12 protein-coding genes are annotated in these 12,788 nt (G+C 59.7%); 2 read left to right on the top strand and 10 right to left on the bottom strand.

Annotated elements, in window-relative coordinates; all coding sequences use genetic code 11:
* Positions 1-4: 4 nt before the first annotated feature.
* The 3 genes from MRBLMR1_RS15190 to MRBLMR1_RS15180 form a co-directional block, all read right to left on the bottom strand.
* Entirely contained in the window at positions 5-991 is a 987-nt protein-coding gene (locus MRBLMR1_RS15190; protein ID WP_148148309.1) for an Hsp33 family molecular chaperone, read from the bottom strand.
* 191 nt (positions 992-1,182) lie between these two features.
* Positions 1,183-2,100, bottom strand: a complete 918-nt coding sequence (argF, locus tag MRBLMR1_RS15185; protein ID WP_148148310.1) for an ornithine carbamoyltransferase — start codon at positions 2,098-2,100, stop codon at positions 1,183-1,185.
* A 50-nt stretch (positions 2,101-2,150) separates the two neighbouring features.
* Positions 2,151-3,347, bottom strand: a complete 1,197-nt coding sequence (locus MRBLMR1_RS15180; protein ID WP_148148311.1) for an aspartate aminotransferase family protein — start codon at positions 3,345-3,347, stop codon at positions 2,151-2,153.
* Positions 3,348-3,751: 404 nt separating this feature from the next.
* Between MRBLMR1_RS15180 and MRBLMR1_RS15175 the strand changes: the two genes are divergently transcribed.
* Together MRBLMR1_RS15175 and MRBLMR1_RS15170 are read left to right on the top strand one after the other, a co-directional pair.
* A complete protein-coding gene (locus MRBLMR1_RS15175; protein WP_148148312.1) occupies positions 3,752-4,291 on the top strand; it encodes a GcrA family cell cycle regulator in 540 nt (179 codons plus the stop codon).
* 199 nt (positions 4,292-4,490) lie between these two features.
* On the top strand, positions 4,491-4,925 hold the full coding sequence (locus tag MRBLMR1_RS15170; RefSeq protein WP_148148313.1) for a PACE efflux transporter: 435 nt from the start codon (positions 4,491-4,493) through the stop codon (positions 4,923-4,925).
* A 71-nt stretch (positions 4,926-4,996) separates the two neighbouring features.
* On the opposite strand, the gene phoB is transcribed toward MRBLMR1_RS15170, so the two are convergent.
* The 7 genes from phoB to phoR all read right to left on the bottom strand — a co-directional run bounded on the left by phoB (position 4,997) and on the right by phoR (position 12,705).
* Positions 4,997-5,680, bottom strand: a complete 684-nt coding sequence (phoB, locus tag MRBLMR1_RS15165) for a phosphate regulon transcriptional regulator PhoB (protein WP_112458346.1) — start codon at positions 5,678-5,680, stop codon at positions 4,997-4,999.
* A 29-nt stretch (positions 5,681-5,709) separates the two neighbouring features.
* Positions 5,710-6,423 (bottom strand): phosphate signaling complex protein PhoU, encoded by a 714-nt coding sequence (gene phoU, locus MRBLMR1_RS15160; protein WP_148148314.1) that lies wholly within the window; start codon positions 6,421-6,423, stop codon positions 5,710-5,712.
* A 47-nt stretch (positions 6,424-6,470) separates the two neighbouring features.
* Positions 6,471-7,286 (bottom strand): phosphate ABC transporter ATP-binding protein PstB, encoded by an 816-nt coding sequence (gene pstB / locus MRBLMR1_RS15155; RefSeq protein WP_148148315.1) that lies wholly within the window; start codon positions 7,284-7,286, stop codon positions 6,471-6,473.
* A 12-nt stretch (positions 7,287-7,298) separates the two neighbouring features.
* Entirely contained in the window at positions 7,299-8,615 is a 1,317-nt protein-coding gene (gene pstA / locus MRBLMR1_RS15150; protein WP_148148316.1) for a phosphate ABC transporter permease PstA, read from the bottom strand.
* Positions 8,612-10,096 carry a phosphate ABC transporter permease subunit PstC gene (pstC, locus tag MRBLMR1_RS15145; protein ID WP_148148317.1) on the bottom strand — a complete coding sequence of 495 codons (1,485 nt, stop codon included), beginning with the start codon at positions 10,094-10,096 and terminating at the stop codon, positions 8,612-8,614. Before pstC ends, pstA begins: the two co-directional genes overlap by 4 nt.
* 164 nt (positions 10,097-10,260) lie before the next feature.
* Complete coding sequence (locus tag MRBLMR1_RS15140; RefSeq protein WP_148148318.1) at positions 10,261-11,295, bottom strand: substrate-binding domain-containing protein; 1,035 nt, start codon at positions 11,293-11,295, stop codon at positions 10,261-10,263.
* 192 nt (positions 11,296-11,487) lie between these two features.
* Positions 11,488-12,705 (bottom strand): phosphate regulon sensor histidine kinase PhoR, encoded by a 1,218-nt coding sequence (gene phoR, locus MRBLMR1_RS15135; protein ID WP_148148356.1) that lies wholly within the window; start codon positions 12,703-12,705, stop codon positions 11,488-11,490.
* Positions 12,706-12,788 lie beyond the last annotated feature (83 nt).

The following is a 12,788-nucleotide window of genomic DNA, read 5'->3' as shown; positions in this document are numbered from 1 at the left end:
CGGCTCAGGCCGGAGCGAATTCCGCCAATTCGTAACGATAGGTCGTCGAGCAGAATTCGCAGGTGACGGCGATCTGGCCGTCTTCCTGGCTTGCCTCGATTTCCTCCGCCGTGAAGCCGGCGAGCACGCCCTTGATCTTCTCGCGCGAACAGCTGCAACGATCGAAGACCGTCTGCGGTTCATAAACCCGCACGCCACGCTCGTGGAACAGGCGATAGAGAAGCCGTTCGATCGCGACCTGCGGATCGGTCAGCTCGTCAGTGTCGATCGTCTCGACCAGCGAACGGGCTTCATCCCAGGCATCATCGGTGACGCTGGTATCGCGTTCGTCGCCATCACCGCCGTGGAGATCCGGATGACGCATGCGCTCCGGCGCCTGGGGTAGGAACTGGGCGACCAGACCGCCTGCCCGCCAATTATGACGCGGCTTGCCGTCCTCATCGCGGTCGAAAAGCTCGGCCACGGCAAGACGGACACGGGTCGGTATCTGTTCCGACTGACGGAAATAGACGCCGGCAATCTCTTCCAGAGACGAGCCGTCCATCGGCACGATGCCCTGATAGGGCTGCATGCCCTTGCCCTGATCGATGGTGAAGGCGAGTACGCCCTGACCAAGAAGCTCCGGCGGCGAGGTCTTGCCATCCTTGACGGCAGCAGCCAGTGCATCCTCGTCGTAACGGGCATAGGCGCGAAGCGCATCCGGCGTGGAGAAATCAGCCACGAGAAGATCGACGGGTCCGTCCCCCTTGGTCTGAACTGTGAACTTGCCATCAAATTTCAGCGAAGTACCGAGCAATGCCGTCAGCACTAGTGCTTCGGCAAGCAGCCTTGCAACCGGCGCCGGATAATCATGGCGACCCAGAATGGTGTTGAGAAGCGGCCCAAGCTGCACCGCACGGCCACGAACATCCAGGCCCTCGACCTGGAAGGGAACAACCCTGTCGTCTCCGGCAAAGTGGAGGTCCTTCAGTTCCACGGTTGCTTCCGCCATCATCTTACTCCTTCACACCGATCGTCTCGGGCCTTGTCCCCGACATTTACACAAACAGGCCGGCAAGCGGAACCGCTGGGCCGCTCGAAAATGTCGGGGATGTCTGTTGAAGCGCCGGCACTAGGCACGGCGCGTTTGAAAGCCGACAAATGGTGCCGGCTTCAAGCCAATTCAAGAGCCAGAAGACAGGCTCAGATCGCGCCGAAGCACCAGGCCAGAATGGACTTCTGGGCGTGGAGGCGGTTTTCCGCCTCGTCGAAGACAACCGACTGCGGGCCATCGATCACGGCGTCGGTGACTTCCTCGCCACGATGGGCCGGCAGGCAGTGCATGAACAGCGCATCGGCCTTGGCCTGCTTCATCAGCGCTTCATTGACCTGGTAGGGCTGGAAGATGTTGTGGCCGCGCGCCTTGTGTTCCTGGTTCATCGAAACCCAGGTATCGGTGACCACGACATCGGCGCCGGCAACCGCGCGCTCGACATCGTGGGTGAGCATGATCTCGCCGCCGTTGTTGCGCGCCCAGTTCAAGAACTTGTCATGCGGCTCGGAACCCATAGGGACTGCCATATTCATGCGGTAACCGAAACGGGCCGAACCTTCGACCAGCGAATGCAGCACGTTATTGCCGTCGCCGGTCCAGGCAATCGTCTTGCCGGCGACGGGACCGCGATGTTCTTCGAAGGTCATCAGGTCGGCCATGATCTGGCAGGGATGGGTGTCGTCTGTCAGCGCGTTGATGACCGGCACGGTGGCATGTTCGGCCAGCTCCAGAAGGCGCTTGTGATCGGTGGTGCGGATCATGATCGCGTCGACATAACGCGACAGAACCTTGGCGGTGTCGCCGATCGTCTCGGCGCGGCCGAGCTGCATCTCGGTACCCGACAGGAACAGCGTCTCACCGCCAAGCTGACGCATGCCGACATCGAAGGAAACGCGAGTGCGGGTCGACGGCTTCTCGAAAATCATGGCCAGCATCTTGCCGGCCAGCGGCTTGTCAGCTGTGCCAGCCTTGGTTGCCTGCTTTCGCACCTTTGCATCATCGAGGATGGAGCGCAGGTCACCCGCCGACACAGCGGAAAGATCGAGAAAATGCTTGGGAGATGCCATTACCTTGTTCCCTAACGGAGGGAACCGGAAGGCGCCCTCTCTACGTATTCTTAAGCGGATTTCTTCAGCTGTTCAGCCGACAGCGTTTCGGCAGCACGCTCGATACGGCGAAGACCTTCGCGCGCTTCCTCGGCGGTGACGACAAGCGGAGGCAGAATGCGGACGACGTTATCGCCTGCCATGACGGCCAGCATATGCTGATCGCGCATTCCGGAGATCAGGTCGCCGGCCGGCACCTTTGCCTTGATACCGAGCAACAGGCCCTCGCCGCGAATATCCTCGATCACGGTCGGGAAACGATCCTTGAGCGCTGCAAGGCCCTGACGGAAGACGAGTGCAACATCGCGAACGTTTTCCAGGAAACCGTCGGCGAGCACGATATCAAGCACCGCATTGCCACAGGCCATAGCTAGCGGGTTGCCGCCATAGGTGGTGCCGTGGATGCCGGGCTTCATGCCGGATGCGGCTTCTGCCGTTGCAAGGCATGCGCCGAACGGGAAGCCGCCGCCAATACCCTTGGCGATCGCCATGATGTCCGGGGTGATGCCGGCCCATTCATGGGCAAAGAGCTTGCCGGTACGGCCGACGCCGGTCTGAACTTCGTCGAGGATCAAAAGAAGACCCTTTTCGTCGCAGATGCGGCGCAGCTCGCGCATGAATTCCTTCGGAACCGGACGCACACCGCCCTCGCCCTGGATCGGCTCGATCAACAGAGCGCCGGTGTTCTCGTTGATCGCAGCGTTCAGCGCATCGAGATCACCGAAGGGCACCTGATCAAAACCCTGAGCCTTGGGGCCGAAGCCTTCCATATATTTTTCCTGGCCGCCGGCTGCGATCGTTGCGATCGTCCGGCCGTGGAAGGCACCTTCAAAGGTGATGATATGGAACTTTTCCGGGTGCCCCTTGGAATAGTGATAACGGCGGGCCGTCTTGATTGCGCATTCCAGCGCTTCCGCACCCGAATTGGTGAAGAAGGCCTTGTCCGCAAAGGTTGCGTCGACCAGACGGCGCGCCAAGCGCTCCTGCTCCGGGATTTCATAAAGATTGGACAGATGCCAGACCTTCTCGGCCTGCGATTTCAGCGCTTCGACCAGATGCGGATTGGCATGGCCGCAGGACGTGACAGCGACACCCGCACCGAAGTCGAGATATCGCTCGCCGCTTTCCGTCACAAGCCAAACGCCTTCGCCACGCTCAAAGCGCAGCGGGGCCCGGGCAAAGGTGTCGAAAAGCGCAGATTCAGCCATGGCGGCTCACTCCTAATGCATCCGATTGCGGATATTCAAAAAATCAAAATGCCGCCCTCGGGGCGGCCGCGGCACTATCGCCACTCATCCATGTGATGTCAACAAAACTCACGGAAATCTGGGGTTTCAAGGCATTTTGCTGCAAGGACGCAACCCTGCCGACAGCTGTGACAAAAATGACTCTCCCGGAAAGCAAGTTGGGGAAAACCGGGAAATCGATTCGTGGCGATTCCGGGGACTCTTGTCACGGAGTCTGCGGACCTCTAGGTTAAAGATCAATTACTAGACTGCATGCGGCGGAACTAGTCACCAAAAGCATAGATATAGTGCCTGTTGCGAGATGTATCGCGCGACATTGGTGAGGGATTCTGCATGCCACCAACGTTCAAAGGCGGAGAACGGGCATGAACTGGACGGACGAGCGCGTTGAAAAACTGAAAAGGTTGTGGTCGGAAGGCTTGAGCGCCAGCCAGATCGCCGCACAACTTGGAGGCGTAAGCCGCAATGCCGTGATCGGCAAGGTCCATCGCCTCAACCTGCCGGGCCGCGCAAAGGCGGGCGGCACAATCGCGACGAACCGTACGGCAAAGCGCCCAGCAGCAACTACTTCCCGTCCCCAGCAGACATTCGCCACCCGTCCGGCAGCACGCCCGGTCGCCCGTCCGGTCGGCGCAACCGCGCTCAAGGAAGAGGTCGAGTTCGAGGCTTCGCAGGAACTGGTCTACCGTCCCGCTTCCAACGTTGTCCTGCCGATTTCCCGCAAGCTGGCGCTGACCGAATTGACCGAACGCACCTGCAAGTGGCCCGTCGGCGATCCGCTGACGGACGATTTCCACTTCTGTGGCTGTGAGTCCCCGGATAATTCGCCTTACTGCACCTACCATGCGAAGCTCGCCTACCAGCCGGTCAACGAGCGCCGCCGTCCGAGCGCTGCACGGGCGTAAAGTTCGGCACCATAAACAACGATCAAGCGGGCTTCGGCCCGCTTTTTTGTTTGCCGTGCTGCGGGTTCTGCAAGGCAGCCTTGCCCGCCTGCGCCTTGCCTCCTGCGCCACAAACACCTATCTGAAAAGGCGTGAGGACGACCTCCCCCAGAATGGGCATTGATGCCGGGACGACCCGGATAACCCAATGGGGTATAAAATGCGCACGACACGCGACCGTATTCGTCACGCAATCAGCTTCGAAATCATCGGGCTTGCGATTTTCACACCGCTCGCCTCTTTCGTCTTCGGCATACCGGTCGAACATATCGGTGTCGTCGGGATCGTTTCGGCAACGCTGGCGACCGGCTGGAACTATCTCTACAATCTCGGCTTCGACCACCTGATGCAGACGTATCGCGGCGGTACGCAGAAAACCATGGCGCTGCGCGTTGCACATGCCGTGCTGTTCGAACTCGGACTGCTGATCGTGCTCATGCCGTTCATCGCTTGGTATCTGGGCGTGAGCCTGATGCAAGCTCTGGTGATGGATATCTCGTTCGCCCTGTTCTACCTAGTCTATGCGTTCTTCTTCAATCTGGCCTACGACCGGATCTTTCCGCTGCCTGAGTGGCAGGAAGAAGGCAAGGCCTGAAATGCTTCAGCCCGAGGCGGATGACCGCACTCGGGCTTAGAAACCTGCATTCCAGATCTTAATCCTGCAGATCAGGATTCCATCGAATAGCCGGCACCGCGAACGGTGCGGATGACATCCTGCATGTTGGAGAAGTTCAGCGCCTTGCGCAGGCGGCCGACATGCACGTCGACGGTGCGTTCGTCGACATAGATATCGTGGCCCCAGACGCCATCGAGAAGCTGGGAGCGCGAGAAGACGCGGCCGGGCGAGACCATGAGGAATTCCAGGAGACGGAATTCGGTCGGGCCAAGGCGCACTTCACGGCTCTTGCGGTGAACGCGATGGGTCTCGCGATCCAGTTCGATATCACCGCATTTCAGGACGCTGGAGAGAACCTCCGGCTTGGCACGGCGAAGCATCGCCTTGACGCGCGCCATCAGTTCCGGCGTAGAGAAGGGCTTGACGACATAGTCGTCGGCACCGGTCGCCAGACCGCGAACACGTTCGCTTTCCTCGCCGCGCGCTGTCAGCATGATGATCGGCAGGCGCTCAGTCTCTGGCCGCATGCGCAGGCGCCGGCACAATTCGATGCCGGAAACGCCGGGCAGCATCCAGTCGAGAACCAGAAGATCCGGAGCACGCTCCTGAAGCCTGATTTCGGCCTCATCACCTCTCAGAATGGTTTCGACCTCGTAGCCTTCGGCTTCGAGATTATAACGGAGGAGGACGCTGAGCGCCTCCTCGTCTTCCACGACCGCAATTCTCGGCTGCATACTAGATACACTCCATCAGACAGGCAAAATCAGTCAGCAATCGCGCCGACGGTGTTCGCCGTATCGTCCTTGGGACGCTCGCCTTCCGGCACAGCACCCGTCGTCATGTAGTAGATGGTTTCCGCGATGTTGGTCGCGTGGTCACCGATACGCTCGATGTTCTTGGCGCAGAACAGAAGATGCGTGCAGGTGGTGATGTTGCGCGGATCTTCCATCATGTAGGTCAAGAGTTCGCGGAAGAGCGATGTGTACATGGCGTCGATTTCTTCATCGCGCAGGCGGATCGCTTCGGCCTTTTCGGCAGAACGGCTGGCATAGACGTCCAGCACTTCCTTCAATTGAACGGCAGCGAGATCGGAGAGGTGTTCCAGACCGCGGGCGAGTTTGCGGGGAACGCCATGGCCCTGAACCGCAATGACGCGCTTGGCGGTGTTCTTGCCGAGATCGCCGACGCGTTCCAGGTCGGCTGCGATGCGCAGCGTCCCGATGATTTCGCGCAGGTCGGCAGCCATCGGCTGACGCTTGGCGATGGTGACGATCGCCTTGTCCTGGATCTCGCGCTCGGCGTGATCCAGGATCACGTCGTCGGAGATAACTTTCTGGGCCAGGGCAGAGTCACCATTGACCAGAGCGCGCACGGCATCGCCGCACATCTGTTCTGCAAGGCCACCCATTTCCGAGATGCGGCGGCGCAGATACTTCAGTTCTTCGTCGTAGGCCGACAGGATATGACTTGATACCATCTCTTTGTCCTCAAAATCCGTAGCAGCGGGCAACAGGCAACGGCCAATCAGCCGAAGCGGCCCATGATGTAATCCTGGGTGCGCTGGTCATCCGGATTGGTGAACATCTTGTCCGTGTCATTCTCTTCGACCAGCTGGCCGAGGTGGAACATGGCGGTACGCTGGGATACGCGGGCGGCCTGCTGCATCGAGTGGGTGACGATAACGATCGTATAGTTGGCGCGCAGTTCGTGGATCAGTTCCTCGACCTTTGCGGTGGCGATCGGGTCGAGCGCCGAGCAGGGTTCGTCCATCAAGATGACTTCCGGCGAAACTGCAACCGCACGGGCGATGCAGAGACGCTGCTGCTGACCACCGGACAGGCCGGTGCCGCCTTCATGCAGGCGATCCTTGACTTCCGCCCAGAGGCCGGCGCGCTGAAGGCTTGCCTCGACGATCTGGTCCATATCCGCCTTGTTGCGGGCAAGACCGTGGATGCGCGGGCCATAGGCGATGTTTTCGTAGATCGACTTGGGGAACGGGTTCGGCTTCTGGAACACCATGCCGACGCGGGCGCGAAGTTCCACGACGTCGATTTCCTTGTCGTAGATATCATCTTCATCAAGGGTGATCTTGCCGGTGACGCGGCAGCCCTCGATCGTGTCGTTCATGCGGTTGAGCGTGCGCAGGAAGGTCGACTTGCCGCAACCCGAGGGGCCGATCAGCGCCGTCACCGTGTTTTCGCGGACATTCAGGTTCACGTCGAAAAGCGCGCGCTTCTCGCCGTAATAGACTGATACGTCCTTGCCAATCATCTTGTACGCGACTTCATTCATCTTCTTGTCCAGCGCCTTCTCAACTGCTGCTTCTGACAACATATTCATTGTGTCGATCTCCTACCAACGGCGTTCGAAGCGCCGACGCAACAGAATTGCACCAACATTCATGACCACGAGGAACAGGAGCAGGATAATGATCGCTCCCGAAGTTCTTTCGACGAAGGCGCGTTCCGCCTCGTTTGCCCACATGTAGATCTGCACCGGCAGTGCTGTCGACGGATCCATCGGCGTCGTCGGATAGTTGGCGACGAAGGCGACCATGCCGATCAGGAGCAGCGGTGCGGTTTCGCCGAGAGCATGCGCCAGACCGATGATCGTACCGGTCAGGATGCCCGGCATGGCAAGCGGCAGGACGTGATGGAAGATGGTCTGCATCTTCGAGGCGCCGAGGCCGAGAGCCGCCGCGCGGATCGAGGGCGGAACCGCCTTCAATGCAGCGCGGGTGGCGATGATGATCGTCGGAAGCGTCATCAGCGTCAGGACCAGGCCGCCGACCAGCGAAGCCGAGCGCGGCAGGCCCATGAAGTTGATGAAGACCGCCAGACCCAAGAGACCATAAACGATGGAGGGGACGGCCGCGAGGTTGTTGATGTTCACCTCGATCAGGTCGGTGAACTTGTTCTTCGGCGCGAATTCCTCAAGATAGATCGAGGCGGCAACGCCGATCGGCAGCGCCAGGACGAGCACGATCAGCATCATGTAGAAGGAGCCGATCAAGGCCACGCCGACGCCGGCAGCTTCCGGACGGCTGGAATTGCCGTTAACGAAAATGCCGGTGTTGAAGTGCTTTCCGAGGGCGCCGGATTCCGCAAGCTGGTTCATCCAGCCGACCTGCTGGTCGGAAACCTTACGGTTGTTTTCCGACACGGAGAGATCGATCTGGCCCTTGAATGCGCTGTCGATATCGCCGGCGGCAAGCAGCGAGACCGTCTGGGTCGTGCCGATGATCTGTGGGTTGGCGACAACCATGTCACGCAGCTGGCCACGAACGCCGTCCGAGATCATCTGGTTGACGGCGCGCAGACCCGAACGATCGGTTTCAGCAACACCGAGCACCTTGGCGACGGCATTACGGGCGATGAGCGGGTAATTGGCCGTCACCAGCTTCTGCGGATCGGTGGCGCGCTCGTTATCCTTGTCGATGATCTGTTCGGAGAATTCGACCGGAACGGTGATCATCGTCTGCTGGAAGGCGGTGTATCCCTTGGAAACAACCGACCACAGAAGCAGCGCGAGAAACAGAAGCCCGAAGGACAGGGCGGCGATGCCATAGGCGCGGAAGCGACGTTCTGCAGCGTAGCGGCGCTTGATGCCGATATCGCGACGGGCGGGCTTCGCCAGGACGCCGGCGGGGGAAGAAACCACGTCGGTCATTCGTACTGCTCCCGGTATTTGCGCACGATGAAGAGCGCGTAGATATTGAGGCAAAGCGTGATCACGAAGAGCGTGATACCCAGTGCGAAGGCGACGAGCGTCTGCGGCGAGGTGAATTCAAGGTCGCCCGTCAGCTGGCTGACGATCTTGACGGTCACCGTCGTCATCGGCTCGAATGGATTGAGCTGCATGCGGGCCGCCACACCGGCAGCGAGAACCACGATCATGGTTTCACCGATGGCACGAGAGGCGGTCATCAGGAGAGCGCCGACAACACCCGGCAGAGCAGCCGGCATGACGACCTTCTTGATGGTTTCCGATTTGGTTGCGCCGAGACCGAGCGAACCGTCACGAAGGGCACGGGGCACTGCGGTGATGATGTCGTCCGACAGCGAGGAGACGTAAGGGATCAGCATGATGCCCATTACGAAACCGGCTGTCAGAACGCTCTGAGCCTGGATGAAGTTGGCGAAATCACCGGTGGCGATGCCGTTGATGCTGGACGAAAGATCCCGCAGGAACGGACCGACCGTGGTCAGCGCGAAGAAGCCATAGACGATGGTCGGGATACCGGCGAGAACTTCGAGCAGCGGCTTGGCGATCGAACGAAGCTTCGGTGAGGCATATTCCGACATGTAGATTGCCGAGAACAGGCCGACCGGTACGGCAACGAGCATTGCGACGAAGCCGATATAAAGCGTGCCGAGCAACAGCGGGATCAGACCGAACTGGCCCTCAGAGGCGCTCGCACCGGCTGCAGCGAAACGCGGATCCCAGACGGTGCCGAAGAAGAACTCCCAGGCAGGAACGCGGCCGAAGAAGTGGCCGGCTTCCGTCAGCATCGACATGACGATACCGATCGTCGTGATGATCGCGATCGACGAAGCGACGACAAGCGCGCCAAGGATGACACGTTCGACCCTGTTGCGGGCGCGGAAGCGATGCGAGATGCGGGTATAGGAAAGACCTGCGCCAATCAGCGCAACGATCAGCACAACAGCCGTCATGACACGGTTGCTGATCTTGTTCATCGCATTGAGGTCGCCGGCGGATTCGACCATGTACGGTTCCGGATCACCGGCAAGCGCAACGCCCTTGGCGCCGAGCGCGCTTCGAAGTTCGGCAGGGTTGCTGCCGACCCTGTCGATCTCGTCCAGCGTCAGGATATCCATGCCGCGGGCAAGCGAGTTGACCATGCCGAAAGCGAGACCCTGCTCAGCTTCTGACCTGGCCTTCACATCCTCGGGGAAACCGCCGCGAATGGTGGAATTGATGTAGAGCGGGCTGGCAATCAGCCAGGCAGCCAGAACGATCGCGGCCGGCAGGACGGCGCAGATCGCGACGAACGAGCCATAATAGCCGGGACGAGAATGGAGTTTGGAGGACAGTCCGCCAGCGATCGCCAGCGCATGTCGGGTCCCAACGACATAACAGACGATCGCAATGATCGCCAAAATCAACAAGATCAGTGGTGTGCTCATCAGAATCCCCCGGCCTACCGCCATCGGCGGCAGCCACTACCGCACAATTCCCATCACCGGAACCGAATTGGTCGCAAATACCCAGTTAAAAGGTCGCCCTGCGAAGGCGCCGGCCGAATGCCGGATAAGAGACCGGCGCCGCCGAAGCGGCGCCGGATCAAGCATTACATGGTCTTGCCGGCTTCGAAGTCCTTGCGGACCTGTTCGCGCTGATCGTCCGGAGCGGCAACCAGGCCGTATTCGGCGAGCGGGCCTTCCGGGCCAACCATGTCGTCAGAGATGAAGAACTCTACGTATTCCTTCAGGCCCGGGATAACGCCCAGGTGAGCCTTCTTGACGTAGAAGTACAGCGGACGGGAAACCGGGTACTTGCCGGAGGAGATCGTCTCGGTCGAAGCGACGACGTCCGAAACAGTTGCAACCTTCAGCTTGTCCTTGTTGTTTTCGTAGAAAGCCAGGCCGAAAACGCCGAGGCCGGTCTTGTTGGCAGCGATACGAGCGAGCGTTTCGGTGTAGTCGCCGTCGATGTCGACAGCAACGCCGTCCTTACGGACTGCAACGCACTTGGCAGCAGCCTGCTTGGCATCGGTGATGGCAGCCTTGATGACGTCGGTGGCGCCGGCTTCCTTGCAGCCTTCAGCCATGATCTTCTCTTCGAAGACTTCGCGGGTGCCGTGCTTGGAGCCCGGGATATAGGCAGCGATCGGGCCCTTCGGCAGAGTAGCGTTGATGTCCGACCAGTTCTTGTAGGGGTTGGCGACGAGCTTGCCGTCAACAACAACTTCAGCGGCGAGAGCCTTGTAGAGATCCTTCGGCTCGATCTTCATGTCACCGTTCGAGCTATCAGCGGCAAATACGATGCCGTCGTAACCGATGCGGATTTCCTGAACGTCGGTAACGCCAGCTGCCTTGCAGGCTTCGGCTTCGCTCTTGTTGATCTTGCGCGAAGCATTGGCAACGTCGATCGTGCCTTCACCAACGCCCGAGCAGAAAGCCTTCAGACCGCCGCCGGTGCCGCCGGATTCAACAACCGGAGCCTTGAAGTTCGGGAAGGTTTCCGCGAAAGTTTCAGCAACGATCTTTGCGTACGGCAGAACGGTGGAGGAGCCGGCAACCTGGACCTGGTCGCGCGCAGCGGCAGCACCGGCGAATGCGACAGAGGCCACGAGGGCGGCTGCAGAAAGTTTCAACATGTTCATCGATCTCTCCCATGATGGGGTTTGTGAAAGCTTTGATCGCCGGCTTTCGCACCTGCCGGCTTCTTGCCCGCTCCTATTAGCGGCCGTTGACCTCAGCTTTTATGTCACTTCGATGAAACATTTGTGACAAATTAAATATATGATTTCACTACATAATACTGTTGCACGCCTGTGCAGTGCGTATGTTTTATGTCAGAATCTGACGGTAAACTCGGATCCCTTGCCCAGTTCTGACTTCACGATGAGGCGGGCGCGGTGTCTGGTGAGGATATGCTTGACGATGGCGAGTCCCAGGCCGGTGCCCTTTTTCGACCGACTGTCGGCAACGCTAACCCGATAAAAACGCTCGGTAAGTCGCGGAACATGTTCAGCAGGGATGCCAGGACCGCGGTCGACGACACTGACTTCCACCGGCTGGGATGGCTCGTTGCGCAGGAAGACGTCAACGAACTTGCCCTCCTGACCATATTTGCAGGCATTCTCGATCAGGTTCTCGACGACTTCCACCAGTTCGTCGCGGTCCCCCAGGACCTCGACCTTTTCTTCCGGCAGATGAAGGCGGATTTCGACGCCAAGCTCCTCTGCCAGCGGCAGCAGCGCATCACGGACATGACCGATAACCGGACGAAGATCGACGGACTGGTCCGGCGCGATATGGGATTTCAGTTCGAGCCTCGAAAGCGACAGGAGATCGTCGACAAGGCGGCTCATGCGGGTCGATTGATCCAGCATGATGCCGAGAAACCGTTCCTTGGCGGCATCATCAGAACGCGCCGGCCCCTGCATGGTCTCGATGAACCCGCGCAGCGAGGCAAGCGGGGTGCGCAATTCATGGCTGGCATTGGCGACGAAATCGGACCGCATGCGATCGAGCCGGCGAAGTTCGGAGATATCCTTGAACGACAGGAGGAAGAGTTTTTCCGCACCGAAAGCGTCCAGCGGCTCCATTGCCGCGATGCGCAGGAGGTAGACGCGCTCGGAGGGGAGCCTTTCAGAATGCTCGATCTGGTTCGGCTCGCCGGTTGCGATCGTCTCCTTGACCATGTCGAGAATACCCGGCGAGCGCAGGCGCGCCGAGAGATGCGAGCCGATCGGCAGCAGGCCAAGCGCCTTTTCCGCCGCCTTGTTTTCCCACAAAACGATCGCCTCGGCATTCAACAGCAGGACCGGGATATCGAGAGCGGAAAGTGTCGCTGCGATACCGGGCAGTGGATCGGACGCCTGCTCTTCTTCCTCAAACTTCTCCGGTTCCGCGATGGGCATGATGACCGGAGGCCGGGCCGAAACCGCCAGAACAAGAATCAGCCAGACCAGAGCAACCCAATACCAGGGCAGACCTGCGGCAATCGCGGCCAATGCAGACACCGTCAGCAACAAGAAGAGACGCCATTCTCTTCTCATCACGGCGATAAGACCTCCGCCTGCCTGCTCTGCACTCGACGCCATGACAACCCCAACTGGATCCCGGGCCACATCCCGGCATTTTGCTTGCT

This window comes from Neorhizobium sp. LMR1-1-1.1 (assembly GCF_040675795.1).
Classification (GTDB): domain Bacteria; phylum Pseudomonadota; class Alphaproteobacteria; order Rhizobiales; family Rhizobiaceae; genus Neorhizobium; species Neorhizobium cellulosilyticum.
This window is presented reverse-complemented; position numbering and strand designations above follow the sequence as displayed.

Coding starts and splice junctions, on each gene's coding strand:
- MRBLMR1_RS15175 (WP_148148312.1), top strand. CDS start 3,752: ATGAACTGGACGGACGAGCGCGTTGAAAAACTGAAAAGGTTGTGGTCG.
- phoU (WP_148148314.1), bottom strand. CDS start 6,423: ATGGTATCAAGTCATATCCTGTCGGCCTACGACGAAGAACTGAAGTAT.
- MRBLMR1_RS15140 (WP_148148318.1), bottom strand. CDS start 11,295: ATGAACATGTTGAAACTTTCTGCAGCCGCCCTCGTGGCCTCTGTCGCA.
- phoB (WP_112458346.1), bottom strand. CDS start 5,680: ATGCAGCCGAGAATTGCGGTCGTGGAAGACGAGGAGGCGCTCAGCGTC.
- pstA (WP_148148316.1), bottom strand. CDS start 8,615: ATGACCGACGTGGTTTCTTCCCCCGCCGGCGTCCTGGCGAAGCCCGCC.
- argF (WP_148148310.1), bottom strand. CDS start 2,100: ATGGCATCTCCCAAGCATTTTCTCGATCTTTCCGCTGTGTCGGCGGGT.
- MRBLMR1_RS15190 (WP_148148309.1), bottom strand. CDS start 991: ATGGCGGAAGCAACCGTGGAACTGAAGGACCTCCACTTTGCCGGAGAC.
- pstC (WP_148148317.1), bottom strand. CDS start 10,096: ATGAGCACACCACTGATCTTGTTGATTTTGGCGATCATTGCGATCGTC.
- MRBLMR1_RS15180 (WP_148148311.1), bottom strand. CDS start 3,347: ATGGCTGAATCTGCGCTTTTCGACACCTTTGCCCGGGCCCCGCTGCGC.
- pstB (WP_148148315.1), bottom strand. CDS start 7,286: ATGAATATGTTGTCAGAAGCAGCAGTTGAGAAGGCGCTGGACAAGAAG.
- MRBLMR1_RS15170 (WP_148148313.1), top strand. CDS start 4,491: ATGCGCACGACACGCGACCGTATTCGTCACGCAATCAGCTTCGAAATC.